The sequence below is a fragment of the Nocardia jinanensis genome, from assembly GCF_014645735.1.
Lineage (GTDB): Bacteria > Actinomycetota > Actinomycetes > Mycobacteriales > Mycobacteriaceae > Nocardia > Nocardia jinanensis.
In genome coordinates this window covers 1-25,302 of sequence record NZ_BMMH01000041.1, presented here as the reverse complement: position 1 = coordinate 25,302, position 25,302 = coordinate 1, and the positions used below count along the sequence as shown (strand labels likewise).

The following is a 25,302-nucleotide window of genomic DNA, read 5'->3' as shown; positions in this document are numbered from 1 at the left end:
GATGGAGCATGGCGGCATGCGACTGACGCCTCTCGGCTGCCTGGCAGCAATGCCCGCCTCCGGACTCGCAAGTTCCGGCTACCTTGTCGAGCACGGCGACACCCGTGTGCTGCTGGACGCCGGACCGGGCGTCGCCGCTCGGCTCTCGGCGGTGCGCACCGGCAGGCTCTCCGCTGTGTACGTCAGCCACGAGCACACCGACCACATCCTCGACCTGTTGGTGATCGGGAAGACGGTGCTCGCCGAGCGTCTGCGCCGAGAGGACGAGCACGGTCCCCTGATACTCGATGAGGACATCCCGCCAGTGCCGCTCTACGTGCCGAGAGGGGCGGTCGCCCGGCTGCGTGCGCTCGCCGGGCTGTACCCGGTCGTCACCCATCCGCTGCTCGACCGTGCTTTCGAGGTCGGTTTCGACTGCCGGGAGTACGAGCCCGGCGAGCGGTTGCTCTTGGGCGAGCTCGAGGCCTCGACCGCCCTGCTCGACCACTCGGCTCCCAACTGCGGTATTCGTCTCGAGTCGAGGGACAGCAGCCTCGTGTACACCGGTGACACGGGCGTCACCGATGCGCTGGTGACCCTCGCCGAGGGCGCGGGAACGCTCCTCTCCGAGAGCACGCTGCGCGAGACCGATCGCAGTGGGCACGGACACCTCAGTTCGCTCGACGCCGGTCGCGCCGCGCGTGCGGCGGGAGTGGCCGACCTCGTGCTCACGCATTTCTCCTCGCCCGATCCCGCCGAGCACCGGTGGCACCGCGATCGCGCCGCCTCCGTCTTCGACGGCCCGGTCTCCACCGCGCGTCCGGACATCGCCCATCCCGTCCCGACCTCCCGATAGGCCTGAGCATGAAACGTTCCCGATCGATCTCCGCCTTCGCCGCCCTCGCGGCGCTCGGCCTGCTCTCTGCCTGCGCGGCACCCACCGATGTCGGGTCGACCGGCTCCATAACCATCACCTTCAGCTCCTACACCTATGGCACGCAGGGCGCCGCCGCCGAGGGCACGCAGGCGCTGCTCGACGCCTTCGCCGCACAGCACCCCGACGTCACGGTCGTTCCGCAGGCGGTGCCCACCGCGGATGTGCTCACGAAGGCCAAGGCCGACGTCGTCGCGGGCGACGCTCCCGACGTCGTTCAGCTCGGCTACAGCAAGATGGCCGAGGCCTTCCACACCCTTCCTGTGCAGTCGATCGAGCAGATCGCGGGCGACGACTGGGCCTCGCACGTGGAGGGCATCAACGCCGCGCTCGTGCAGACCGGCGAGAGGGACGGTTCGATCGCCGCGCTGCCGTTCACGAACTCGGTGCCCACGGTGTTCTACAACGCCGATCTGTTCCGCGCGGCCGGTCTCGACCCCGATGAGCCGCCGACGAGCATCGACGAGGTGCGGGAGGCTGCGGAGGCGATCGTGTCCACCGGGCACAACGGTGTCTACTTCGGCATCGCCGACCCGAGCAAATCCGACTATGTGACTCAGTCGGTCATCAACAGCGCGGGCGGCGCGATCGTCTCGGACTCCGGCGAGGTGACGGTCGACTCGGCCGAGGCGATCGAGGGCCTCTCGGCCGTGCAGGCGCTGACGACGGACGGTCTCCAGCCCGCTGTCGGGCTCGAAGACGCGCTCGCGAACTTCTCGTCGGGGGATCTCGGCATGCTCGTCGCCAGCACCGCCGTCGCCGGCAACCTGCAGACGGCGGCGGAAGGCGCGTTCGAGCTGCGTACGACCGGTTTCCCGAGCTTCAGCGACGGGCCGGCGCGGCCGACCTTCTCGGGGGCGGGCCTCATCGTGCTCAGCAGCGATTCCGCCGAGCAGCAGGCCGCGTGGGAGTTCGTGAAGTTTCTCACCAGCGCCGAGGGCTACTCGATCGTCACCGAGCAGATCGGCTACCTGCCGCTGCGCGCCGACCTCGTCGACGACCCCGACTACCTGCAGGGCTACTTCGAAGAGAACCAGCTGCTGGTGCCGCCACTGGAGCAGCTCGCCGACGTCGCGCCCTACCTCGCGTTCCCGGGGGAGGACGCCAACCAGGCGGTCGTGCTGCTGCAGGACGACGCGGTCGAGCCGATCGTGCTGCGCGGAGCGGACCCCAAGGACACTCTGACCCAGGTCGGCGATCGGATCCGGGAGCTGACCGCGCAATGAACTCCCGCGCCCGGGCGTGGCCGTATCTCACGCCGCTGCTGGTTCTCCTGGCGCTATGGGTGTACGGCCCTGCGGGGGTCAGTGTCATACTGTCGTTCCTCGACTGGAACCTGACCACCCCGCCCTCGGGATTCGTCGGCGTGGAGAACTACGCCACGCTCCGGCGGCATCCCGAGTTCATCCGGTCCGTCGGCCAGACGCTCCTGTACGCCCTCGCGTTGCTCCCCTTCTCCACGCTCGTCCCACTGGTGCTCGCGGTGATGCTGTGGCTGCGTCCCGGGCGCGCGTCCGATATCTACCGGGCGCTGCTGTTCCTCCCGGTCGTGCTCGCCCCGGTGGCGGTCGCGGTGGCATGGCGCTTCCTGCTCAACCCTCTGCAGGGACTGGTGAACGAGGCGCTCCAGGCGATCGGGCTCCCGGCCGTCAACTGGCTGGGCGACCCGGCGACCGCCCTTCTGGTGATCGTGGTCATCACCGCCGCGAAAGTGGTCGCCTTCAACCTGCTGCTCTACGGCGCGACTCTCTCGGCGATCGGCCATCGTATCGTCGAAGCCGCGCGACTGGAGGGAGCGACCGGGATCGATATCGCGCGGTCGATCGTCCTGCCGCAGGTCCGACGGCCGACCATCGTGCTCGCCCTGCTGAGCATCGTCCTCGCCGGGCAGTGGACGTTCGCCAACATCTCGGTGCTGACCCAGGGCGGACCGGACGGCGTCACCGACAACGTGTACTACCGCATCTACACGCTGGGATTCACGTTCTTCGACATCGGCGAGGCATCCGCCGCCGCCGTGCTGTTGCTCGCCGGGTTCGCCGTGGTCGCGGGCGCATGGAGCGCCGTTCGGAGGTTCGTCCGTGCGTCATGATCGCCGTATCCCGGCCCTCGGCGGGCGCGTTGCCTGGCACGCTGTGCTCGCCGTGAGCTGCCTGCTCATGAGCTTCCCCGTGCTATGGGCGCTCGTGACCTCCTTCAAGACACCCGGTGACGTGTTCTCGCCCAGCCCGCTGCCGGCGCCGATCACGCTGGAGAACTATGCGGCGGTGCTATCGGACTGGCCCGTCCTCACCCTTGTCGGCAACACGTTCGTCATGTCGGCCGGAGTCGCCGTCGGCCAGCTCACCGTCGCCGTACTCGCCTCCTTCGCGCTGGTGCAGCTCAGTCCGCGACTCCGTCCGGCGATCCTGGCCGCGGCGACCGTGGCGCTCGTCATTCCGCCCCAGGCGCTCGTCATCCCGCAGTTCCTGCTCGCCACCCGTCTCGGCTGGCTCAACACCCACCTCGGCCTGATCGTGCCGCAGCTCGGCGCCTCCGCTCTCGCCGTGCTGCTCCTCGTCCAGCACGTGGCCGCGGTCCCCCGCACGCAGGTCGAAGCCGCGCGCGTCGAGGGAGCGCGGCCGCGCGAGGTGCTGTGGCATATCGTCCTGCCCTCCCTTCGACCGGCGATGTCCGCGGTCGGCATCCTCGTGTTCATCACCACCTGGAACGAATACCTGTGGCCCCTGCTCATCGCTCCCCGCCCAGAGAACGCGACGGTACAGATCGGACTCACGCAGTTCCAGACCGAGAGCGGAACCGACTACGGCGCGCTCATGGCGGCGGCCACGCTCACCAGCCTGCCGATCGTCCTCGTCTACCTCCTTGCCTCCCGTCGGGTGACCGACGCCTTCCTCCAGTCAGGATTGCGCACATGACATCGCCGCCCACACGCCTCGGGGTTCCCGTCCACGCCGCCACGATCCAGCTCGCCGGGATCAGCCGTCGGTTCGGATCGACCACGGCACTCGACTCGGTGGACCTCACGATCCCGGCCGGGTCGCTGACGGCGATCGTCGGACCGTCCGGATGCGGAAAGTCCACCCTCCTGCGCCTCCTCGCGGGACTCGACCGACCCGACGGCGGCAGCCTGACCGCAGACGGAGACGATCTGTCGGCGCATCCTCTCGGCACCCGGGACGTCGCGATGGTCTTTCAGGACTACGCGCTGTTCCCGCACATGACGGTGGACCGCAATATCTCCTTCGGGCTCAGGTTGGCGCGTCGGCGGGATCGGCGGAATGGACCCGACTCCCGCTGCATCTCCGCGGAGGTGCAGCGCATGGCGGAGCTGTTCGGACTGGAGGAGCTCCTGGGCCGCCGCCCCGACCAGCTCAGCGGTGGGCAGAAGCAACGCGTGGCCCTTGCCCGAGCCGTCATCCGCAGGCCGTCGCTGCTGCTGCTGGACGAACCGCTTTCGGCGCTGGACGTCGCGTTGCGCGCCAGCGCCCGCGCCGAAATCCTCCGGCTGCACCGCGACCTCGGAACGACCCTCGTGCTCGTCACCCACGACCAGCAGGAAGCCCTGTCGATGGCCACCGATCTCGTCGTCATGAACCAGGGCCGCATCGCGCAGGCAGGCCCGCCCGACAAGGTCTACCGGCGCCCCGCAACGAGGTTCGTCGCGGGGTTCGTCGGTTCGCCCGCGATGAACCTGGCACCCACGGCGGCGGGCGGGATCATCGGATGGCGGCCGCAGGACGCGCAGCTGATCGAGGGCGATCGCGCAGTAGCGGGCGACGGGCAGGTCGTCGACGGGGTGGTCGACGTGTGTGAGTTCACCGGCTCGGGCCAGGACGTCGTCTGCCGCGGTACCACCGGCGAGACTTTCACGCTCGTACAGCGCGAGGGCGATCGGTGGCTGTGTCCCGGCCACACCGTCCGGGCCTTCGTTCCTGCCCCCGCTGTCCATCGGTTCGCTCCTGACGGGTCCCGCATCGATGGCTGAGCAGCCGATCGCCGTCCTGTGGTGCGACTTCGGCGGGGTGCTGACACCTCCTGTGACCGAAGCAGCAGCCAGGATCGCACGGGCTGCCGGCATCCCCTGGCCCGTACTGTGGCGTGCGATAGACGCCGTCGCATCCGACCTCGGGCTACGCGGGATGGCCCCGCTCGAGCGCGGACTGCTCAGTCAAGCTGAATGGGGAAGCCGCGTCGAAGCCGCCTTGCCGATCCGCCCGGCGATCGAGTTGGGTGATTGGGGCGAGCACTGGTACCGCGATCGGCCCGTCAACACGCCACTGCTGGCGGCACTGGCACGGCTGCGCGACAGCGGAGTGCGGATCGGGATGCTGACGAACAGCGTCCGCGAATGGGAACCCTACCGTGAGCGCATGCTGCGGGATCACGTCCGTGTCTTCGACGCCGTCGTCCGATCGCACGAGAGGGCAATCGCCAAGCCCGACCCGCGCATCTTCGCGGTGGCGGAAGAACACCTTCCGTCAGGAGGAGCCGCACTCCTCCTCGACGACGGCGCCGTGAATTGCCGGGCGGCGCGCGACTTCGGCTGGCAGGCCCACCTGCACCGCGACTCGAACGATTCCGTCCGGCTCCTCGCCCGGCTCGCGAGGCGGGATGTGCTGCCGTCCTGAGGCACTTCCGTCAGCGCCGGCGCGTACTCAGGGGACCTCGATTGTTCCGTCGACCGCCCGACGAGTTCGCCGACCGCCACCTCTGCCTGCCGCTGTGACGGAGCATGGACAACGGGACCATCGAGCAGGTGATCACCGCAGTCGAGGCCGCGATCGCCGGTTAGTGCGCCGGGCCGGGCCCATCCGGCTCGAGCATGGAACTCTTCGGCACATTGCGCACCCGCCTGGACCACAACGGGATTCACCAATATGCCTGGCGACCACATCACCGATGAACTGTCGGTTACGTCAGCGCAGTGCCTCGCCCGCGGCCTCGGACGTTTCGACGTTCGAGCTGCAGCTGAACATGGTGGTGACCATGTGACTCGCTGCAACCGGGCTCCGTGGAAATCCGCGCCCGCAAATTCGGCAACCGAAAAGTCGGCGCGCTGCAGGTCCGCATAACGGAGAAGTGCATGCTCGGCGTGGCAGCCGCGTCCTTAGACCTTGCGGAGGTCTGCGTCACTCAGGTCTGCCCGGCTGATGTCGGCGGCCGTCAGCCATGCTGTATACAGATCGGTTCCGATCAGTCTCACATAGCCGACGAATACGACAAGCCGGTGGCGGGGGATATCGAGGTCGAGACCGGCCGGGTTGTGGGTGCGTGCGCCGCGGGTCGATTGGTTATTCGACAATTATCGACCGACTCGGCTCTCTGTGTGAGAGAAGTCGAGGTGCGTCGGCGGCGCGGCCGAAGCGCTGGGCGTAATGGACCAGTCCGTAGAAGGACGGGGCATCGGGTTCGGTGCTTGCCACGACCAAGGCCGGCGCTTCCGGTGCCGACTGGCGAAGCCGCTGCGTCCGATGAACCGATGTCCGGGGCGCGCCGACATGCGGCTTGTCTGCTAGAGCGTTGGGCAGACCGGGAGCTACGCTTGGTTGATAACCAGGACTTTTCGGTGGTTGAGCGCGTGGGCGTAGTGGTCGATTCCCCCTCCGGACACAGATATCCCTCTTTCTACCTGCTGTAATGTGATCTGAGCATCAATTGTCTGAATCATATGTGCAGGTCAATAGCGTCAGGGTTCAAGTCGGGTTCAGCTGAGGCGGTCCTGAGAACCGACTTGTGCATATGTCGTTTCGCGGCGGTGAACCGCGCATCGCGGCGCTGCTGTTGCCGGAAACCCTGAATCCGCGATCCGCATGAGGACGAGGTGCGGGCGTCCTCGACGGCTGTGGGCTATTTCGTCGGGAGGCCGGGGGAGCGGCAGCATGTACAGCGTGACCCGCGGGGAGGGACGACGAATCAACTGCGCCATAGTCGAGTTGGGTGAGTCGATGCCCGACTGCGAACGATCATGGCTCAAGGGGGCGGGACGCGGCGACGGCCGCATTCTCGATGACGGATTGGAAGGAGGTAGCCGACCGGACCGATCGAGGGATGGATCTCGGGCAGGCCGTCGCAGGACAGGCTGGTAGCGCCGCCCGGGATGCAGTACGCGCCTGATTCGATGAGAAGTGCTCGTCCTGGGTGCGCATCCAGGACGGCGTCTCGTTTTGTCCACCGCGACCTGTGGCCGTGTTCAGTGCAGGCACCGTTGCCATTGCGCGCGAATCTCTGACGGCGTGCCCGCAAGGTCGACGGACATGACCCGAACCCGATGCGGCTTGATCGTGAACTCGACATCGACCGGGTCCTGTCCTTCCGTGAGCGCGAACAATAGAACTCCTTCGGTGGTCTCGTCGGCTGATTGCCGCGATCTTGCCTGCGTCATCACGTACGCGTACACCTGGTATAGATATTCCGACCGTATCTTTTTGGTGCCGAATCGGTTTACCTTTAAGGCGTTGGTGAATTTGGTTTCGATGATGATTCGCCTGCCGGCCCGGTTGTCGAGGACGGTGTCGGTTTCGAGCCGGGGAAGTAGATCGAGTGCTGCGGGGTCACCGAGTGCGCCCCAGTCGAGCTGAGGCCGTGAAACGGTCCAGGCGGTGTGGTCGAGGCTGTACCGGAAATATCCGTTGATGGCCTTCTCGAACAGTATTCGCAGGCGCCCGTGGTGTCGAGCCAGGACGGGGACCGAACGCCTGCCTGGAATATGGGCAGGGACAGCCATATCCAGGACCAGCGCCGCAGCATCAATAACCCGCTGGTCAGATCGATCGTGATGACCAACGCGGTCTCTGGAGATCTCGGTACGGGCCGGCCTGCGGTCGGAGACACCGAGGCGCTGCATCCGGAACGCCGCGATAGTGCACCGGGAGGCCAACTCCTTCGACTGCACGACACGGCCTGCCCACCGCAGGGCCGAGCAGATGAACTGGTTGCGTGGGGTGTCGACCGTCAGTTCATCGAACCGACAGGCGATCCGGCCCCGATCGGTCAGCCGGTTCGCGCTCGTTCGGAGGTGATCGATGCTGCCTCGAACGCGGGTCATTTCCGCCGCTCGGGGCTGGTAGGCGAGGGTGAGGTTGCTGCGCAGGCGCCGCTCGACTTCTGTGGCCAGCACGTCAGCGATGGCATCGAGCAGGTCGGCGTCGCGGGCGCCGGAGAGCAATGATTCGCGTTCGTCGGTCCGCAGACCCGGGAGCAGGTCAGAGGCGTAGATCAGCAGCAGCCACAGACTGCTCACTGGGATGCGTGTCTGCCCCTGGCCAGCCGTGATCATGGCGCTGACCTTATTGGAGCATCGCGGCGACAGCGTCCGTCGCCGTATCGGGGTAGTCGAACCAGTACTCGGCGAGTAGCGGTGCGATTTCGCTTTCTACAACACCGGCGAACCAGCCGCGGCCGTCGGCTTCTGCGTCTGCGGGGGTGAGGTAGCTGTGGCCGATCTGGAATGCCGGCCCCAATGCCGGGTCCGTCCGGATCTGTGTGTTCAGGGTCTCGACCTTGGTGCGGATCACGTCGACGAGTTCAGGGTTGTTCGGCAGTCGCTTGGTCACGAGGGCAGACCATGCCGCAGTGAATGCCGGTTCAAGCGTTTCGAAACAGAAGCGGCGCCGAAGTGCGAAGTCCACCAGCGCCAACGAGCGGTCCGCGATGTTCATCGTCGCGACGATGTAGAGATTGTCCGGCAGGTGGTATTGCTCTTCAACCGTCCGGGGATACGAGAGGACCAGCGCGTCTTTGGGGGAGCGTTTCGTGCCTTCGATCAGGGTCAACATTTCGCCGAACACTTGAGCAGGGTTGCCGCGGTTGACCTCCTCTATCACGATCACGTGGGGGATGTCCGGTTGTTTTCTGGCCTGTTCGGCGTGCTGCAGCAGTGGGCCATCGGTGAGGACGAGTTGCCCGTCGCCGCCCTTGGTTGCTGACGGTCGCCAGCCCCGTACGAGGTCCTCATACGAGCTGTTCGGATGAAACTGCAGCGACCGGACCGCCCCCGGCGACTCCGAACCGATCAGCGCGTATGCGAGCCTCTTCGCCAGCCATGTCTTCCCGGTGCCTGGTGCGCCTTGCAGTACCAGATTCTTCTTCCCCTCCCACCGCTTGAGGATCTGCTGCAGACGATCGCGACTGTGGAAGGCGCCGTCCTCGATGATGTCGGCAACCGAGTACGGGCGCGCGGTGGGTGTCTCGGTGCCGTCGTAGTCGGCGTCGTCGACAGTATCGTCGTCATCGATCGCCGACGAAGTCGACGGCTCCGTTCCATCGTCACTGGCAGCCGTCGCGTGTTTGGGCTTGCGCCATTTGGCGCTCCACTCGCCGACGTAGTAGTCGACCGGACCACCCTGCTGTGCTCGTACCCGAGTGTCGATTTCGTAGAGGTCGGCATCGACATCGTCGGTGATGCCGTCGGGCAGGTACTCGTCTGCCAGTGCACTTCGCAAAAGCCGCTTCTGATTGATGTTGACGATCGGCAGGTAGTACTGAGGATGGAACAGATAGAGGAGTGCCTGACGCTGGGCAGGTTCCCTGTGCCCGGGTGAATCGAACACCAGACGCTTCATCACGGCAGGATCGTCGGCCGCCATCTGCTGTACGGACACCACCTGAGACTTGAAGTAGTCGACGAAATCGACGAGGAACGACAGCTGCGCCCAGCCGCGCTGGCTCGAGGCTTGTCCGCCATGGAAGACACCACCGCTGAACGCGTCCACCACCGCCGGTGGAATCGGGACAGGGGACTGCATCCCGTCGAGAACACCCTGGATATAGCCAACTTTCGTGGTTTGCTTGAAGTTCACGAGAGGCAGGACGTTTAACGCGTAGATCTCGGCGAACAGTTGCCGGGCAGCGTCCGAGACGTCAGAGAGCTGGCCCGCCAGCTTGTCCGCGAACTTGCCCGTCGACACGTCAGGAGCATCGACATACGCGTGGTGGAGTTGAGCGAGGTGCTGCCGAGTCCACACCTGCTGGTCGGGTGTGAACAATGAGCCGTCAGCTAATAAGCAGCGCTCAAGGATCTGCGCTGCGGTGCTCTCGACAGCTGTGGAGGCGACCCGATTGAAGGTCGGTGCGGTGCTCGGCATGTCTGCATTATCGCCACTCGTCCAAGGTTCGGTACAGAGCCGACAACGGACCCTCGGGTAGATCGCCTGCGACCCCGGAGGACGGGCATCTGCACGAGCTGCCTGGTGGAATGTGTGGTGACCGATCGGCGCGTAGTCTCCCCTCTGTTCGGAGAAAGCATGACACAGCTTGTGTCGGCGGTGGGCTCGGCGAAACTGTTCCCTTTCGGGGCTCATGGCACCCAGCTGTCGGCTCCGCCGGTCGACGAGGCCGGCGCGGAGTGGATTCACGATGTCTGCGACCGGTTTTGGAGCTATCGAAGTGCTGATTGCGGGCCCGATATCACCGTCCCCCGCGCAGAAACCCAGTGGCGCGAGAACTGCGCGCTCGCAAGATCGAACGCAGCATCACTGATGCTCGGGTATCGAACCCCGCCGAGATCCTATGGCAGGAGGACGCGCCGAAACCGTGGCGGGATAAGCCAGTCGGCATGACTGCCGGGTGAATCCGGGAATAGGCGGCGGCCACCGGCGACCGTGTGCCGTTCAGACTTTGGTGCGTTTGGCGAGTTGGATTAGTGCGTAGGGGTGGATGGGCTCGCGCGGGCGTAGTGATCGGTAGGTGAGTTCTTCGATGGTCCCGGTTTTGGGATTTCGTAGCAGGACGATGTCGGAGGCGATTGTTTGCCGACTGGGGTTTTTGGTGAAGAGCCGGGGGAAGTCTTTGGGTGCGCGCGCGTAGCAGGTGTTGAAGATTTCGTCGAGTCGTTGTCGGGGAACAATTCCGGGGCCCACGATGCGGAGCATGTAGACGAGTCGGGTGGCGCAGTCTTCCCAGTTGGCGATCATGTTCTTCGCGGTGGGGGTCATGAACCATTCGACGAGGTTGGTGGGTCGCGGGGAACGTAGGTCGGGGACCAGACTGGGGTTTGCGGCGCGGGCGATGCTGTTGGCGGCCAGGAGATCGCAGTGGGGGAAGCTGTAGTAGTAGGCGGGGCCGGCGATCAGTTCGAGGTGGTCGAGGTCGCTGCCGCTGAGGGTGGGGGCCAGGTGCCGGCGTTGAGGCTGTCCATTTCGCCGAGGACGAGTGACACCACTTTGCGGAGCATCCAGACGGGTAGATCGAGGACCTGGCACCACACGCGGAGGTTGTCGAGGCTCGGGTTGCGTAGGCCTGCTTCCCATTTCCTCAATGTCGACACGGTGATCGATGCTGCGTGGGCGACTTCGTCCTGGGTCAGTCCGAGGATTTCGCGGCGCGAGCGCATATAGGCCCCCACCGTGGGTTCTTCGCACACCCATTGAGGCGCGGGGCGTTGTTGTTGCGCGTGCGTCGGGGCGGTGCTCAACACTGGGCGTGCTGGTGTGTTGCGGAAACTGTCGACGCGGGGCATGGCGGGCCTCCTGTGGAGCTCAATCGGAAACTGACGATGCCTCGCGCCGCATTTTGGCGAACTAAGAGCAATCCCCTGTTTTGGATGAAATTAACCCTCCAAATTGCCGTTTGGCAAGATACCCGGACAGCCTCCCGTGTCATTGTGAGATGAACCACAAATCGATGAAATACCAGTTCGGCCGATGTGGGGACGCATATGCGCCATCGCGGGATCGACTCGCATGGTGCGCTCCCCGGGGGACGTGAGCAGGCCGGACGCCAGCGACACGAATTATTCCCGGGCGCGTGGCGTGGTCGGCCGCTGAGGTCGGCCGAAGTGAAGGACCAGCCGATTGTCGGGCTCGACGGGACCGGCCGCAAGACCACCGCGGTCTACGACCATGCCGACCGTCTCGTCGACACCTACGGCCCGGCGCCGGCCGACTGCTTCCAAGGGCAGCTACCGACCGAGGCGTGCAAGAACACCGTCCCGCACGTCCATACCGGCTACGACGAGGGCATGGCCGGGTTGCAAGCCCAGCTCTACACAAACCCCTCACTGTCCGGGATCCCCGACATCTGGCAGACCGGTGTCGGCACCGACGACGGCACCCTGGCGGTGAACTGGGGTGACACACCACCGGTGGACGGCTCCGACCGGTGGTCTGCCCGCTTCACCGGAGAGATCCAGTTCCCCGAAACCGGGGATTACCGGCTCGGACTCACCCTGGTCGACGGGGCTCGGTTGTGGATCGACGACTTCCTGCTCGTGGATTCGTGGACCGACAAAACCTCGACGACGGTCGCCGAAACCTACACCAACGCCACCGCGGGTTCCTGGCATCGAATCCGCATCGACTACTACAACCGATCCGGCGACACCGGCGCACTCAACTTCGCCTGGATGCTACCCGAAGCGGCCGAAGCCGTCACCGTCCCCGGCCAGCACCTCCATCCGCGCTACGGTCTCGAAACCAGCAAGGTCACCGACAACTCCAACGACGCCAACACCGGCCGAGCCCCGTCGTCGGTGGTACTCACCGACTACAGCGACGAAACCAACGGCATCGACCCCGTCCTCGGACTGGTCACTGCGAAAATCAACGACTCCGGCGGGCTGCAACTGGTGCGCCGTAACCACTTCGAAAACCCCGGCGACGGATACCTGAGGGAACTGGCCCACGCACTACCCGCCGGCGACATCACCAACCCCGCACAACGCGGCACCTACACCTACTACGGAGACACCGAAACCCGCGCCAACCCGTGCGATCCCGACGGGGAACCAGCCGTCCAGGCCGGCATGGCGAAGACACTAACCAGCGGACAGAACGCCGACGGCACCGCCCACACCGCCGAAACCGTCTACGACAGCACCGGACGCATTGCCGCGATCCGTATCGATGACGAACCCTGGGCGTGCACCAGCTTCGACACACGCGGCCGCACACTGCGGCAGAGCCACCCAGCCATGGGTGATCAGCCGGCCCGCACCATCACCTACGACTACGCGGCCGGTGGAAACCCCCTGGCCACCCAGGCAACCGACGAATCCGGCACGACCACCACCGTGGTCGACCTGCTCGGACGCACCACCTCCTACACCGACGCCAACGGCGTCGTCACCACCACCACCTACGACCCCTACGGCCGTCCCAACAAATCGGTCACCACCGTCAAGGGCACCTCCTCGACACAAACCTTCGCCTGGACAGGCGCCACCCGGCTGGCTCGCGTCGATCTCGACGGATCGACCGTCGCCACCCCGGCCTACACCAACGGGGTCCTGACCGGAGCTACCTACGGCAACGGCTCCTCGGTAGCGATCGGCTACAACGCTGCCGCGTCCCTGGCGCAACTGGCGTGGACCACCGGTGGCTCCACCGTCACCGACACCGTGACCCGTACCCGTGACCAACGTGTCGTCGACGACCTGATCACCGACTCCGCCGGCGGCACTTTCGCCTCGTCCTACGCCTACGACGGTGTAGGGCGCCTGATCGCCGCACGGGTCCCTCACCACGAACTGAACTACAGCTACGCCCCCGACGGCGGATGCGGACCCAACCCGAAAGCAGGACTGAACTCCAACCGCACCCGCTCCACCGACAGCTTCAACGGAGCACCTGCCGAAACCACCATCTATTGCTACGACCACGCCGACCGGATCCTGTCCACCGACGGAGCACTTGAGCTCGACTTCACCTACGACGACTACGGCAACGCCACCACTGTCGGAACCGACACCCTCGGCTACGACTCCACCCGCCGCCACGTCTCCACCACCACCGGAGACGGAGTCGCCCTCCGTTACAGCCGCGACGTCAACGACCGCATCCTGATGCGCGAAGTCCAAGGCAACAACAACACCTCGGTCACCACCGGAATGATCCGCTACGGCTACACAAGCGAGTCCGGCGGCATGGAATTCGTCCTCGACGGCAGCGGGGCACTGCTCCAGCGGATCGTGTCCCTGCCCGGTGGAGTGGTACTCACCAAGAACTACAGCGGCACTCAGACCGGCAACTGGTCCTACCCCAACGTCCACGGTGACATCCTGTTCACCGCCGCCGGCAACGGCGCCCGGACCGGGAAACTGCACCTCTACGACCCGTTCGGTCAGAATATCGACCCCGGCACCGGCGAAATCGGCGACATCGCCATCCCCGAAACCGCCCAAGGCGGCCTCGACTTCGGCTACCTCGGACGACACACCGTCCCCATCGAACACGTCGCCGGCCAACAAGTCTTGGAAATGGGTGCCCGCACCTACCTCCCCATCCTCGGCCGCTTCCTGCAAACCGACCCCGTCCTCGCCGGATCCGCCAACGCCTACGACTACGCCAACGCCGACCCCATCAACAGTCTCGACCTCACTGGACGACTAGCCATGGTGGCCCCTCTCGTCATCCCGCTGATCCCTCAGTTGGGCGCCGGCGCCGCTCTCCTCGGTGCCACCCTCCGAGCCGCCGTCTTCGGCGCAGAGAGAGACGAGCCAACAGAACAGGCGAAACCTCAGGAGAACCGCGCACAGCCCGAAGCGGCAGAGCGCCCGAGGCCCGAGGTCGAGCTGGAAGGCGGAACCATCCGCGACGTCAGCAATAGGATCTGGGACACCGATCCTGCAACCAAGAGATCGACCCTCAAGGAGGGGATTGATGTTAATGATCCAGATCAGCTCCGGGGTATAGTCAGCGAACACGATACTAGGCAGTTGCGAGAGGTATATGGGTGGGTCGCTGAGGCAGCGACGAAGAATGGATATAGGGGTGGGAATGCCGCGCAAGATCGGGTTGCAATTCTGGATAAAATAATCAAAACGTACGAGAAAGAAGTTAAATAATGACGGACGGACCGGAAGTGATGAACATCAAGTTCGGTGCGAGATCGAGCGCCACTGAGATATATGTATTATTCGAGCCGTTCGCGTCTTTCTTCCAGCTCTCTGGCGGTGGCTACGTCGTACTTCGGGCGCCGCAGTCCGTTGTGGGATCAATGGAAATCTGCGCCGACCGGGATACCCTAGCGGTATGGGTGGATCATCGTGTGGAGCATGTCGTCCTGGACAGCACTGGAAATGAGATCGAAACTCTGTAGAGGCCAGTCGCGCGCCAGGCGATGCAGCTAATCGACACCGCCAGAACTGTCCCGCCCGATCATCAGAATCAGATGCCGGTTGTACGCACTCCGTGCAACGCCACACCGTGATGATGTCCCGGGGATACTTATCGTCAGCGAAATGGGCCGGCTACCAGTAGCTTCTGCACTGGTAGCCGGCCGGGCGTACGGCACGACGTTACCCACGGCGGACAGCAAGACGCCGCGGCACCAGATGAAAACACCCCAGAGCCTGAGAAACAATGAGGAACTATGGACCAAGAAGACCTAATCGACCTGAGATTCAATGCGAATCGACCGGGACCAGAGGCATGCGTCCGGTTCGAACCTCATGGAGCTTCCTTCCCTCTTCCTGGCGATGAGAGCATTATTCTTCGGACGCCCCGATCCGCAGTGTCATCGATGGAAGTATGGTTCGAGCCGCGCACAATCGAAGTGCGAGTTGACCCCCGAATAGGACACCTGATCTTGGACAGTTCCGGTAATGAACTCCAAAGACTGAGCCCCACTCGTCCTGCCTGATGCGCGTCAACGCTGCCCTGCGCGGGATCCGGGGTGGGAGAATGTCGCCCTGGTGTCCCAAGTGCAACCTGCGATGCTCAACTGAGTCGCGAAAAATTACGGGGCCGCCGGGTGGACTACTTGCGTCCAAACTCGCGCACGGAACCGTCAAACCGGGCGGATAAGGTCGAGGTTCGTCCGTTCGTCCGGGGGGATCCGGTCGTTCCACATCGACCGGGGCCTGCGTCTGGTCAGCGCATCAGTGGGACCCGGTGTGTCGGTGGATGACACATTTTGTGACGGTGACACAAGATGTCCTTCTGGTCGAGACCGATCCCGGTGCGCCTTCACGTGCCGCATTCGAAGCGCAAAACTGCAGAATGCCTTGGCTTTTCCATCGACGCTCAGGTGATTCGGTGCGGCCAGCGCCTGTCGGCGACGTCGTAGCGGCCATGCCGACGTATTGGCGGGAGGTCGGTCGTCGGTTAACGTTCCCGGCACTCCGGGTTTGGGTAGGGCATCGGGGTCGTACTCGGGTGCCGCAGCAACCGCAGGCGCGGATCGCGGAGAGACCGCCCGATCAGCTCGATCACAAGTTGTACGGATCGGCCGAGATGTCGGCCGTCTGAAAGAGGGTATGTATGAACACCTGGCGCGATTTGGCCCCTTCCACCCGGAAGGCACTCCTGCAGGGCGAACCTGCCGGCGATCCCGATACCGACCGGATCGCGAGGGCATACGCGGAGAAGCGGCTCGGGCGCTCTCAGCTCAAGATTTTCTTGATCGGTATCCCCATCGGCCTGGTCGTGGGTCTGCTGCTTGGGCTGTTGGTGGCGATGCTCGATCTACCTTTCGGGATTGTCGCGCCAGTATTGGTAGCGGTGTGGCTCGGTTACTGGTTCTTCGAGGCGCGCCGGAAGCTGGCGCTGGTCCGTCTCTTGAACGTGAGTCAGGGGGCACCTCGGGTACCGGTCGTGCCCGGGGTGCAGGAAGGGCTGGAGATCAGGGTGCCGACTGTAGGCGTCCTGCGCATGATGCTGCCGTTCCTCGGGACTTTCGCGATACCGGTTGCCGCCGGATTGCTGCTCTCGGCACCTGCCATTACCGCAGCGGCCGCCGTCCTGGCCATTCCGGTAATCGCTTACTTCGGCCACTTGCTGAGCTGGTCTATCCCCGGACACCCCACCGTCCTCGACGCCGACGGCGTGCACTCGCCGAAAGATGGGGTGCGAGTCAGCTGGGAAGCCGTGCGCGAGATCAGAGTCGTTCCACTACGCGCGACAGCTGGAGACAGTCGGCAGGTTATTGCGTTCATGCTCCACGACGACGAGACCTACCTGCGTCAACTCCCGAGGTGGCAGGCATTGCTCGCCAAAATGAACAAGAAGACTTACCTCTCTCCACTGGTCTTCATGGACAGCATGGTCGACAAGTCGATTGCAGAGATCGCCGCATCCGCAGCCGCCTGGTCGGGCATCGCTGTATCCAAGGCAGGGTGACAGTGTCAGCAGGGTTGCGATGATCGAGCCATCGCTCGTGCCTCGCCGAAAGTACCGATGGAGGCCGCGGCGGTGGGATAGCCGGGGCCTCCATCGTTCTGCCCGGTGCGCTCGTCCGGCGGTCTGCAGGGGCTCGACCAGCGCGCCGGATCCGCCACCTGGTGGCGGTGACCACGGTGCCTGCGGCACCGACCGTGAGGGTCCCCGCCGCGGTCATTACGGGGCGTGATGCGGCGAAGTGGCGATTCGGAGTTTGGCCATGCTGAGGGAACTCGTTCAGAGCTTTCGGGGCACGCGGCGGATGTAGTGCAGGCCAGGGAGATAGCTGGTGACCACCCAGCAGCTCCTGCGCGGTCGCCGATCGCCCGATGGCTGCTGACCGTTTGACCTCGGTCCCGGTTGGTTTGCAGACCCTTCGCGACCCGGGTGACCGACGCGCCGAGGTCGAGCATCTGCGCGACGCCGGCCGCACGGACTCCGGCGGTGAGGGGGACGCGGCGGTCGTTGAGGTTGATCTGGGTCAACGTCCGCGCGATCCGGCGCTCCCGGTCGTCCCCGGTGGGGGCGTCGACGATCCACACCGGAATCTCGGTGAGTCCGATCTCGCGGGCGATGAGCACGCGCAGTTGTCCGTCGATGGCGTGGACGGTGCCGTCGGGGTCGCGTTCGGCGCGGATCGGCAACCCGACACCGAACTCCCGGATGGACGCGATCTGCTCGGGGTGATCGGCCAAGTCGAAGGTCGTGCTGACGTTGTCGGCGATCAGCACATCGTCGGGGTGCATGTAGGCGGCGTCCGCCGGCCGCGAGCGGTTCTCTGCGGTGGCCGGTGGGGAGTCGGGGGTGTCATCGGGATCGGTGACGACGGCGAGCGAGGTCGAACTCAATGTGGGCTCCTTCGCGGGAGTGGATTCGCTGGGTTGGTGTCAGGCTGCGGTGGCGGTGGTGCGGCGAGCGACGTTGACCGCCGCCAGCCGCAGGACTTCGTCGTCGTTGAGGTAGGCCCAGTGCCGGGCCCGCCACCCGGGGGATTGCTGCTGCCACCGGTTCACGACGTCGGTGTCGGTGGTGGTGAGCGCGGTGGTGGGGCCGGCGTAGCCGTAGTGTTCGAGGCGGTCGTAGTCGGCGCGGGTCAGCGTGCGGGGTTCGGAAGACGATTCGGACACGGGGTTACCTCCGGCTCGCACAGACCGCACTGTACGGTGTGACCGTCGGCCGCTGCATTCGTCGCTTCGTGCCGTCTCGCATGGCCGCCTGGCAGTGAAACCCGCTCCCGCGAGAGCGCTCACCCCTGCCGATGAGAGCTCTCGCGGGACCGGCCTTTTGCAGTCGATGGCGGTCAGTCGGGCCGAGGATGGACAAACCACGGGGTCCTACCAATTCAGACCCCCAATTCGGGCTCACCGTAGTTCTGGATGGTCGTAGAGCATGCCCATCCCTCCGGTAGCGAATTTTTCCTGGTAGATCGTCTGTAGCTGGCCGGCCCACTCCGTTGCGGTTCGCGGCCGGGTGGGCAATCGTGGATGAGTCGACCGGAAGAAGTCGGTGCCCGCCGAGAGGTCCTCGTCGGTGGGTAAGGCGACTTCCTCCTCCGAGTAGTGACCGGTATGTCGCCGCACGAACCCGTTTGCGGCAACGCGCTCCTGCACCCGTAGCGAGACCGGCCGAAAATTGTGGTCGATCACGCCTTTCGGGCGCAACAACGCGACCAGCGCATCAACCGCCGCCCGGACATCCTCCGAGATACGCCACTGACCTCCACGGGCCACAACAAGCTGTCGTCGCGGGTGTTCGGCGCGATGAATTCCTGTATCGGCCGACCTGTTGCGGCGTCGGGCAGCAGCGGTCGCACAGCGACCTGGTCCGGGCGTGTGGGCAGCTGTGTGGCGAAGTATCCGAAGAAGAACTCCGGTGGGACGTCGACAACCCGGCAGTCTCGGTCGAGCAGGACGAATGCCTGGATCAGGTGTGTGGGTTGCCCACCGATATTCCTCAGCACCCAGGCCTTTTCGGCCCACTCGATTTCGAGCGCGGCGCGAACCCACCCCTCGGCCTCGGCGCGCGGCACCTCGACACCCCTATGCGCGGGCACGGATTCGCCCTGCGGACTACCCCAGACTTCCATCAATACACAGATGACCGTGCGATTCCCGAAGTTGCCCCGATCGGTGACATCGATATGACCCGAATCGGTCATGACATCCAACTCCGGCACACTCACCGCCGGCCCCGCCACCGGCCCGGCCTGCACCGTCTGGGGAATCACGCCCATGATCGGGCCGGGGCCGTCACGCGCAGCTTCACGAGCGTCAGCACGCAGTACAGCAATCTGAGAGGGGTAGCGCTGCTCTATCTCAGCAGCGATATCGCCAGCACTTGAACTCACGGCCTGCCTCCACACGCTGATTCTGACTACTTGAAGATGCGGCCTGACTCGGATGACGTTCCACTCGGTGAGTGAGGTAATCAATCCTTCGAAGCGCTGCCCGGTCATGCGCCCGACCGGTACCGCGAGATCCTCGGTACCGCCGCCCCAGGCCATGGACACTCGGCTCCGGCGTGTAGCCGCTCATCGGCCCGTAGCCGCGGTGGGGCGACCGAGACAAGCTGATATCTTTGACCAGCATGTTTGCAGTCCATCTCTATGAATGGCCGCCGTACCCCACGAGGAGCCGACCGTGACGGCATCACATCCCGACGAACAACCTCGGGTCACCGCCGAAGATTTCCTCGAGGCCGAACCGGATTCTCTCGGCGATGTCGAGATCGTGGACGGCCTCGTCGTGCGGTTGATGGCGCAGAGCGAAGCACATAGCCGCGTGGTGCGGCGTTTGGCCGCCGCCCTGGAAGACGCTCGCGACCCCGCCGGCCCATGCCTGCGTGTCGGCTCCGATGTCGCTGTCCGCTTCGCCGACGCCGACGATCACCGAGACGACCACCAACTCAACATCCGCTACCCGGACATCTTCATCCGCGACTGCGAACCGTACGACGTGAACACCGTCCGAGACCATATCGCCCTGGTAGTCGAGGTCGTCTCGAAGAGCACCGTCGATGCAGATACTTCCGAAAAGCACAAACTGTATGCACGGGCCGGTATACCCGGGTACTTGATCGTCCATTTCGACAAGAGCTGGGAATCCATCGACCGCATCGAGGAATACCGACTCGACTGGTCCGGACTGCGGTACATGCCTCACAAGGTCCACCACACCGCCCTGGTCCTCGATACACCGGTCACCGTTGCCATCACCTTCGACGCCCTCCATCGCCCCTGATCTGGTAGTCCAGAATCAGTGTTTCCGGAGGTCGATCTCTGTGGATAGCCGCTGTATCCCCCTCCGGACACTTTTTTGCTGCATTTGTGCCCCAAAAACCGTGTCCGTGCACTGCCTGGACACCTATTTTCCTGTCACTGCCGTGACCTGCGGTTTCACCCCGACTGGGGGTGAAAATTGTGACCAGTGACACACTGCGGCCGCTGCTTCCTTCCTTCACCGACCGGCCCGAATCGGCGATCCGTCCGTCTTCGCGTCGGGTCCCGCGCTGCCGATGGCGACCCTCGAGGAACCCGTGCGATCGAGGGCCGTGCACCGCATCCGGCCCGTCGATACCAACGGCCGCGTCGTCGACAAAGCCATCGTCGCCGCCCTGGACTGGCACCCCGGAGACCTGCTGTCCTGGCGTGTGACCGGCGGTCTGGTCCTGATCACCCGGCCCAGCTTCGGCCGCCGCGGCGTCACCAAATACGGCCACATCTCGATCCCGGCCGCTGTCCGGCACGCCGCCGGAATCCGCATCCACGACTGCGTCCTGCTCGCCGCCGACCCCGATCAGGCCCTGCTGGTCGTCTATCCCGCCGAGGTCTTCGACGACATCCTCGCCCGCCGCTTCGCCGAAGGAGCACCCCGATGAGCATCGGAACCCAGGCCGATATCGCCGCCGTGCAGATGATGATGGAACGCTTCGGCCTCACCGTCGCCGACCTCGGCACCGCAGCGCCGACCGAGACCGCGCGGCTCGCACCGACCTTCGCCGAGTTCATCCCGGCCGCGATCGACCGGATGCCCGCGGGCCGCACCCGCGACCACTACTGCACCTACTGGAACAAGATCCTCGCCCAACCCGGTTGGGGTGAGAGGCGACTCGACGAACCCACCACCGCGGACCTGCAGGTGCTGTGTGAACAGATCCGCGCCGCCCGGGTGATCCGTCGCTCCGACCGCGGCGGCAACGAGGTCGTGCGCCACGTCATCGACGCGCTACGGAAGCTGTACAAGCACGCCGAAGACGGCCGGCTCATCGACCCCCGCGACAACCCCGCGACCCGGCTGACCAAACCCAAACGCACCCGCTCCAACCGCCGGGCCCTGCCCACCGATCTGTTGGCGCAACTCGTCGAGGTCGCTGCCACCACCGGTAACGCCCCCGAACTGGACAGCCTGATCCTGCGCCTGCACACCGAAACCGCCTGCCGCCGCGCCGGAGCACTGGCCCTGCGACCGCAGGACCTGGACCCGGTACAGTCGGTGATCCTGCTGCGGGAAAAGGGCGGGACCCAGTTGTGGCAACCGATCTCACCGACGCTCATGCAAGCTTTGTGCCGGCACGCCGAACAACGCGGAGCACCCGCCTCCGGCCCACTGCTGCGCGCGCGGAACGGCACACCGATCACCCGCCGCCGCTACAACCACCTGTTCGAACGACTCGGTAAACACCTCCCCTGGGTGCTCACCCACGGGATCTCCATCCACTGGCTGCGTCACACCACCATCACCTGGGTCGAGCGCCACTACGGCACCGCCGTGGCCCGGGAATTCGCCCGTCATAGCCAAACAGGTGGGGGAGTGACCGGTATCTACACCACCGCCACCATCACCGAAGTCGCTCTTGCTGTCGCGCACCTCACCGGCCAACCACACCCACTGGCCACCGAGTCTTCCGATCGCCACGGGTCTTCACGGAGTCCGGCTCAGCGCGAGTAAGAGATTCACGTCGGATCGTCGCCGAGACGGCAGGGGCGAGTTCGACATCAAGATGTCGGTTCCGCAACCTCGGCGTCCCCTCCAGCTCGGCGGGCGGGGACGCCGGGGCCCCTTACGACCGACTGGCAAGCTCGACTTCTTCGCCTGAGCGCAAAAGGGCGGTGCGCGTGTTCATGAACAGCTCGCGTTCAGTACACGATTTGTGAACACTGGAGGAGAGCAGCGACCGGGCAGTATCGGTCCTGGTTCTATCGGCTATCTGCGACGTCACTCATCGGTGAATTTCGGCGTCGGTCGGGATCGGGGGATGTTCGTATCGGCGGATTCTGACGTCGCGATGATGGTTGCGATGCAAGGACCGGTGTGCTCGGTCCCGGGTGCCGAGCCCGGCTCCAACCCACAGCGCCGACGTCACAGTTCACCGATACCTCGGAATTGCCGGCTCGTTCCCGAGGTGGGCCCTCGCGACTCACAACAAGTAGTCGCGCCAAAAAGGCACCGTCACTCGCGACTTCCACTGCTCGCTCCGCCAGTCATCACCGACGTCGGTGAACTCCAGACGAACCCATACGTTCAGGTCACCGCCATAACAGATAATGTCCCCGAGCTGCCACACCGACAGGACAGGATGCCCCCAGCTTCCACGTCCGGCCGGCAGAAACCGGTGTGCATACACCGGAACCAGCGGCGGCACGCCCTGCAACCGCTGCCGCGCCCGGGCCACCGCCTCAACGGGATCGGCTGGTCGCTCACTCCAACCCCGCGGCCAGTACCTTTCCTGCTCGACCTGCCAGATAGCGGCATCGACCGGCCAGTCGAGATGCCGCTGTAGGTCCTCGGGAGCACCGTCGCGCCAGTCCGGCCACGGCTTTTTCCACGTTTCCCATTCCGCATCGTCCTCATCCGAGTCGCGCACCGGTAGCCCGGCTGCGAGAAACGCACGATGCTCATCAGCGAACTCGAACCCGTAACGCATCTCGATGCGCCCGAACTCGGAGTCGGTCAACCCCGGCCTGATCTCGCAACACCCCAGCTCTGCCAACCGGGCTGCGGCCTCCCGCCCCAACCGGATTCCACTGCCCTCGACCACAGGGCGACACTAGCTTCCATCCCGGCAACCTCACGCAGGAGCACCGGGATGGACTCTTCCTGCGACATTCCGATTCGGCTGCCGCCACGCCGACCGATGACGTCACTTTTGGCCGATCAGCACGACCCCGATCCACGCCCCCCGACGTCAGGATTGACCAGCCAACGACGTCGGAATTCACCAGCGTAGCCATCGGTCCCGAGTTACACCTCCTCAGAGTGTTCAAAAGAGGATCGGTTGATGAACATCAGTTCAGGCGGACGGGTGGGGAGATGTCCCCGCAGACCCGGCCCGCCGGTCAGGTTTCCGACACTGCCGCGAAGCGCTCGGACAGCCGGCCCGGGTTTTCCAGAGCGGATTCCAACGCCAGGACGGGTGTGAGCCGATGCGTTTGCCGTGGTCCGAGACCTCTCATGGTCGGGAAGTTCCGGTTACCGGCTTGCTTCAGTTTGATCCACCGGCCACCCAGCCGGCGTCGGAATGTCTCGCCGAGGTACCACGCCGCACCATCCCTCAGTCTGCTGTGTCCCGGCTCGGAGAGTTCGGCCGGGCCGTCGACCGATCGGCGTAGTACCTCCTCAAGGGCGGGGAGGGAGGCCGGGTCGAAATCCCATACGCAACCGGCACCGAAATCGGCTACCCAACCCGGAAATCCCGTCTCCTGCTCCTCCAGCCAGCTACGGAGAGCCTCTGTTTCCTCGAGAGGATCATCGGCCATCGTCCGCTGCTTTTCCGGCTGCCACAACCGGTCGCTACCACGGTATGACTCGACAGCGCGCGCCCAGCGGTCGTAGGTCCCGGTCAACCGGTCACCGGATCGAGCGGTCACGACGTCGACCAGCAGCTCGACGGGCGCGACCGGATCCAGTGCGAGCACCGGATCCGCGGAAGCGACCGGACCGTAGGCCCCGCCCAGAGCTGATCGCTTCTGTCCCCAAACCCATTTCCCTCCCGCCGCGCGCATGAGGGTTTCACCGATATAGGCGGTCAGGCCGTCGACGAACTCCTGCGGCCCCGGCCGCCGCAAGTCCTCCGGTCCGGCGAACCGCTCCAGTACCTCGCGCTCCAACTCGACCAGCGAGCGTCGAGAGTGATCGAGCCGGACACCACTGCCCTTCAGATCGATATCTCTCAACCCGAGCAGGAGAAAGAAGATCCTGTCGTGCCAGGACCGAAGAGGATCCGGCGTCATCACAACCTCGCTACCCCATCAAACCGGTCTTCCACGCGATATCCACCTCTCGACCCGGGCTCCATCCGCACACAGACCATACTGAACACCTGACGGATCTGCCCGGTACCGGCTTCGACGAACTCCACTCGCTCCATCACGCTCATGGAAGCCCGACAAACCGACCCGGACCGCCGGTGCTGTCTCGAATTCTTGGTATCGAGACCGCGCCCCGAAACCACCCCGCCCACCGACACCGAAACCGACTACAGCGCCTTGCGGCCAAGCGAACTGTCCACGCGCCTTCGCTGCTCCGAGTGTTCATAAAAGGCCTATTCATGGACCGCTGAAGATCAATAATCATCTATGAGCAGCGATGATTATCCGTTCGAGTGTCCAGTAATGCGTCGTTTTGCGACACACTAACTACCCGGCGTCACGCGTTAACCCGCGAACGTTCCCAGTAGAGCTGAAAGCCTTTCTGGGTCAACAACCAGGCGCCAGCAAGCGCCTCTGCAAGCAACTCCTCGTCTCCGGAAATCCGACGAAACTTCTTGCCACCTGCAGTTGTCACGATCTCCGCTGGCTTCAGAAGGTGCGGCCAGCCAAGCCCATGCGCATGGCCAGAATGAGCGCGCCAGTGGTGCTTGAGGGCAGCCGCAGCTCCTTCGTCTTTGGGGTCTACATACTCGGCGGCGTACGCGACTATCGCGGTGTCCTCGGGGATCTTCTCGCAGTTCTTGCTAGTGCCTCGTCAAGCAACGTTGGATAGGTAATCCGGGCGCCGGATTGTGGAGTTCACTGCGAACTCTCGTTTGGGTCGGGCGTGCTGGTTGCGCCAGCGGATGTAGGCACCGATCGCAGCGTCTTGCTCGTGGTGGCTTCGGTGGTCGGTGCCGTTCAAAGCGAAGTACCGCAACGCGGCGAACTCCGATTCGATCCAGTTCAGCCAGGACGAATAGGTCGGTAGGAACACCAACTCCGTATTGTTGGCCGCGGCCCAGTCCCGAACTTCGGCCCGTTTGTGCGGGGAGAAGTTGTCGGCGATGACGTAGAGCTTCTCGCCGGGCCAGCGGGCCCGCAAA

General features: G+C 64.8%; 22 protein-coding genes and 2 pseudogenes. 11 read left to right on the top strand and 13 right to left on the bottom strand.

From position 1 onward, the window contains the following. Nucleotides 1-16: 16 nt before the first annotated feature. The 6 genes from IEY68_RS34815 to IEY68_RS34790 are packed head-to-tail and all read left to right on the top strand — an operon-like array spanning nucleotide 17 to nucleotide 5,544. Nucleotides 17-835, top strand: coding sequence for an MBL fold metallo-hydrolase (locus IEY68_RS34815; protein ID WP_063000966.1), 819 nt, complete (start codon nucleotides 17-19; stop codon nucleotides 833-835). Nucleotides 836-843: 8 nt separating this feature from the next. Next, nucleotides 844-2,139 (top strand): ABC transporter substrate-binding protein, encoded by a 1,296-nt coding sequence (locus IEY68_RS34810; RefSeq protein WP_063000950.1) that lies wholly within the window; start codon nucleotides 844-846, stop codon nucleotides 2,137-2,139. Further along, entirely contained in the window at nucleotides 2,136-3,005 is an 870-nt protein-coding gene (locus IEY68_RS34805; RefSeq protein WP_063000949.1) for a carbohydrate ABC transporter permease, read from the top strand. The genes IEY68_RS34810 and IEY68_RS34805 overlap by 4 nt, the downstream gene beginning before the upstream one ends. After that, entirely contained in the window at nucleotides 2,995-3,831 is an 837-nt protein-coding gene (locus IEY68_RS34800) for a carbohydrate ABC transporter permease (RefSeq protein WP_063000947.1), read from the top strand. Before IEY68_RS34805 ends, IEY68_RS34800 begins: the two co-directional genes overlap by 11 nt. After that, nucleotides 3,828-4,901: an ABC transporter ATP-binding protein gene (locus IEY68_RS34795; RefSeq protein WP_063000945.1), complete on the top strand. Its 1,074-nt coding sequence runs from the start codon at nucleotides 3,828-3,830 to the stop codon at nucleotides 4,899-4,901. The genes IEY68_RS34800 and IEY68_RS34795 overlap by 4 nt, the downstream gene beginning before the upstream one ends. Further along, nucleotides 4,894-5,544: an HAD family hydrolase gene (locus IEY68_RS34790; RefSeq protein WP_063000943.1), complete on the top strand. Its 651-nt coding sequence runs from the start codon at nucleotides 4,894-4,896 to the stop codon at nucleotides 5,542-5,544. The genes IEY68_RS34795 and IEY68_RS34790 overlap by 8 nt, the downstream gene beginning before the upstream one ends. Nucleotides 5,545-5,921: 377 nt before the next feature. Here IEY68_RS34790 and IEY68_RS37285 read toward each other — a convergent pair. The 6 genes and pseudogenes from IEY68_RS37285 to IEY68_RS37275 all read right to left on the bottom strand — a co-directional run. Continuing rightward, nucleotides 5,922-5,987: pseudogene (locus tag IEY68_RS37285) on the bottom strand (pentapeptide repeat-containing protein); the annotation flags it as partial. A gap of 36 nt (nucleotides 5,988-6,023) precedes the next feature. Next, entirely contained in the window at nucleotides 6,024-6,119 is a 96-nt protein-coding gene (locus tag IEY68_RS37280) for a pentapeptide repeat-containing protein (RefSeq protein WP_373293051.1), read from the bottom strand. A gap of 987 nt (nucleotides 6,120-7,106) precedes the next feature. Beyond that, on the bottom strand, nucleotides 7,107-8,192 hold the full coding sequence (locus IEY68_RS34775) for a 5-methylcytosine restriction system specificity protein McrC (protein WP_063000939.1): 1,086 nt from the start codon (nucleotides 8,190-8,192) through the stop codon (nucleotides 7,107-7,109). Nucleotides 8,193-8,202: 10 nt separating this feature from the next. Then, complete coding sequence (locus IEY68_RS34770; RefSeq protein ID WP_063000937.1) at nucleotides 8,203-9,999, bottom strand: McrB family protein; 1,797 nt, start codon at nucleotides 9,997-9,999, stop codon at nucleotides 8,203-8,205. A gap of 525 nt (nucleotides 10,000-10,524) precedes the next feature. Further along, the gene (locus tag IEY68_RS34765; RefSeq protein ID WP_189094694.1) at nucleotides 10,525-11,118 is read right to left on the bottom strand and encodes an MmyB family transcriptional regulator; all 594 of its coding nucleotides are present in this window, start codon (nucleotides 11,116-11,118) and stop codon (nucleotides 10,525-10,527) included. A 35-nt stretch (nucleotides 11,119-11,153) separates the two neighbouring features. Further along, nucleotides 11,154-11,246, bottom strand: a pseudogene (locus tag IEY68_RS37275) (helix-turn-helix domain-containing protein); the annotation flags it as partial. 444 nt (nucleotides 11,247-11,690) lie between these two features. On the opposite strand from IEY68_RS37275, the gene IEY68_RS34760 reads away from it, so the two are divergent. Next, complete coding sequence (locus IEY68_RS34760; RefSeq protein WP_189094693.1) at nucleotides 11,691-14,696, top strand: PA14 domain-containing protein; 3,006 nt, start codon at nucleotides 11,691-11,693, stop codon at nucleotides 14,694-14,696. A 1,417-nt stretch (nucleotides 14,697-16,113) separates the two neighbouring features. Continuing rightward, nucleotides 16,114-16,971, top strand: a complete 858-nt coding sequence (locus tag IEY68_RS34755) for a hypothetical protein (protein WP_063000927.1) — start codon at nucleotides 16,114-16,116, stop codon at nucleotides 16,969-16,971. A 5-nt stretch (nucleotides 16,972-16,976) separates the two neighbouring features. Here IEY68_RS34755 and IEY68_RS34750 read toward each other — a convergent pair whose 3' ends face one another. The 4 genes from IEY68_RS34750 to IEY68_RS34735 form a co-directional block, all read right to left on the bottom strand. Then, nucleotides 16,977-17,858 carry a ParB/RepB/Spo0J family partition protein gene (locus IEY68_RS34750; RefSeq protein WP_063000925.1) on the bottom strand — a complete coding sequence of 294 codons (882 nt, stop codon included), beginning with the start codon at nucleotides 17,856-17,858 and terminating at the stop codon, nucleotides 16,977-16,979. 39 nt (nucleotides 17,859-17,897) lie between these two features. Beyond that, nucleotides 17,898-18,137, bottom strand: coding sequence for a hypothetical protein (locus IEY68_RS34745; protein WP_063000923.1), 240 nt, complete (start codon nucleotides 18,135-18,137; stop codon nucleotides 17,898-17,900). A gap of 234 nt (nucleotides 18,138-18,371) precedes the next feature. Continuing rightward, on the bottom strand, nucleotides 18,372-18,590 hold the full coding sequence (locus IEY68_RS34740) for a hypothetical protein (RefSeq protein WP_189094692.1): 219 nt from the start codon (nucleotides 18,588-18,590) through the stop codon (nucleotides 18,372-18,374). A 62-nt stretch (nucleotides 18,591-18,652) separates the two neighbouring features. Continuing rightward, nucleotides 18,653-19,513 (bottom strand): hypothetical protein, encoded by an 861-nt coding sequence (locus tag IEY68_RS34735; protein WP_189094691.1) that lies wholly within the window; start codon nucleotides 19,511-19,513, stop codon nucleotides 18,653-18,655. A 136-nt stretch (nucleotides 19,514-19,649) separates the two neighbouring features. On the opposite strand from IEY68_RS34735, the gene IEY68_RS34730 reads away from it, so the two are divergent. From IEY68_RS34730 to IEY68_RS34720, 3 genes are all read left to right on the top strand, one after another. After that, on the top strand, nucleotides 19,650-20,249 hold the full coding sequence (locus IEY68_RS34730; RefSeq protein ID WP_063000964.1) for a Uma2 family endonuclease: 600 nt from the start codon (nucleotides 19,650-19,652) through the stop codon (nucleotides 20,247-20,249). Between the two features lie 295 nt (nucleotides 20,250-20,544). Continuing rightward, nucleotides 20,545-20,886 (top strand): AbrB/MazE/SpoVT family DNA-binding domain-containing protein, encoded by a 342-nt coding sequence (locus IEY68_RS34725; RefSeq protein WP_189094690.1) that lies wholly within the window; start codon nucleotides 20,545-20,547, stop codon nucleotides 20,884-20,886. Continuing rightward, nucleotides 20,883-21,956, top strand: a complete 1,074-nt coding sequence (locus IEY68_RS34720) for a tyrosine-type recombinase/integrase (protein ID WP_063000914.1) — start codon at nucleotides 20,883-20,885, stop codon at nucleotides 21,954-21,956. The genes IEY68_RS34725 and IEY68_RS34720 overlap by 4 nt, the downstream gene beginning before the upstream one ends. A gap of 469 nt (nucleotides 21,957-22,425) precedes the next feature. On the opposite strand, the gene IEY68_RS34715 is transcribed toward IEY68_RS34720, so the two are convergent. The 3 genes from IEY68_RS34715 to IEY68_RS34705 form a co-directional block, all read right to left on the bottom strand. Then, entirely contained in the window at nucleotides 22,426-23,046 is a 621-nt protein-coding gene (locus IEY68_RS34715) for a hypothetical protein (protein WP_063000912.1), read from the bottom strand. Between the two features lie 298 nt (nucleotides 23,047-23,344). Next, the gene (locus tag IEY68_RS34710; protein ID WP_189094689.1) at nucleotides 23,345-24,181 is read right to left on the bottom strand and encodes a hypothetical protein; all 837 of its coding nucleotides are present in this window, start codon (nucleotides 24,179-24,181) and stop codon (nucleotides 23,345-23,347) included. Between the two features lie 790 nt (nucleotides 24,182-24,971). Continuing rightward, a partial coding sequence (locus IEY68_RS34705; RefSeq protein WP_189094688.1) for a transposase occupies nucleotides 24,972-25,302 on the bottom strand: 331 nt, incomplete at its 5' end.

Excerpts from the sequence above, each read along its gene's own strand:
- IEY68_RS34815 (WP_063000966.1), top strand. The coding sequence starts at position 17 with ATGCGACTGACGCCTCTCGGCTGCCTGGCAGCAATGCCCGCCTCCGGA.
- IEY68_RS34810 (WP_063000950.1), top strand. The coding sequence starts at position 844 with ATGAAACGTTCCCGATCGATCTCCGCCTTCGCCGCCCTCGCGGCGCTC.
- IEY68_RS34805 (WP_063000949.1), top strand. The coding sequence starts at position 2,136 with ATGAACTCCCGCGCCCGGGCGTGGCCGTATCTCACGCCGCTGCTGGTT.
- IEY68_RS34795 (WP_063000945.1), top strand. The coding sequence starts at position 3,828 with ATGACATCGCCGCCCACACGCCTCGGGGTTCCCGTCCACGCCGCCACG.
- IEY68_RS34790 (WP_063000943.1), top strand. The coding sequence starts at position 4,894 with ATGGCTGAGCAGCCGATCGCCGTCCTGTGGTGCGACTTCGGCGGGGTG.
- IEY68_RS34775 (WP_063000939.1), bottom strand. The coding sequence starts at position 8,192 with ATGATCACGGCTGGCCAGGGGCAGACACGCATCCCAGTGAGCAGTCTG.
- IEY68_RS34770 (WP_063000937.1), bottom strand. The coding sequence starts at position 9,999 with ATGCCGAGCACCGCACCGACCTTCAATCGGGTCGCCTCCACAGCTGTC.
- IEY68_RS34755 (WP_063000927.1), top strand. The coding sequence starts at position 16,114 with ATGAACACCTGGCGCGATTTGGCCCCTTCCACCCGGAAGGCACTCCTG.
- IEY68_RS34735 (WP_189094691.1), bottom strand. The coding sequence starts at position 19,513 with ATGGCCTGGGGCGGCGGTACCGAGGATCTCGCGGTACCGGTCGGGCGC.
- IEY68_RS34720 (WP_063000914.1), top strand. The coding sequence starts at position 20,883 with ATGAGCATCGGAACCCAGGCCGATATCGCCGCCGTGCAGATGATGATG.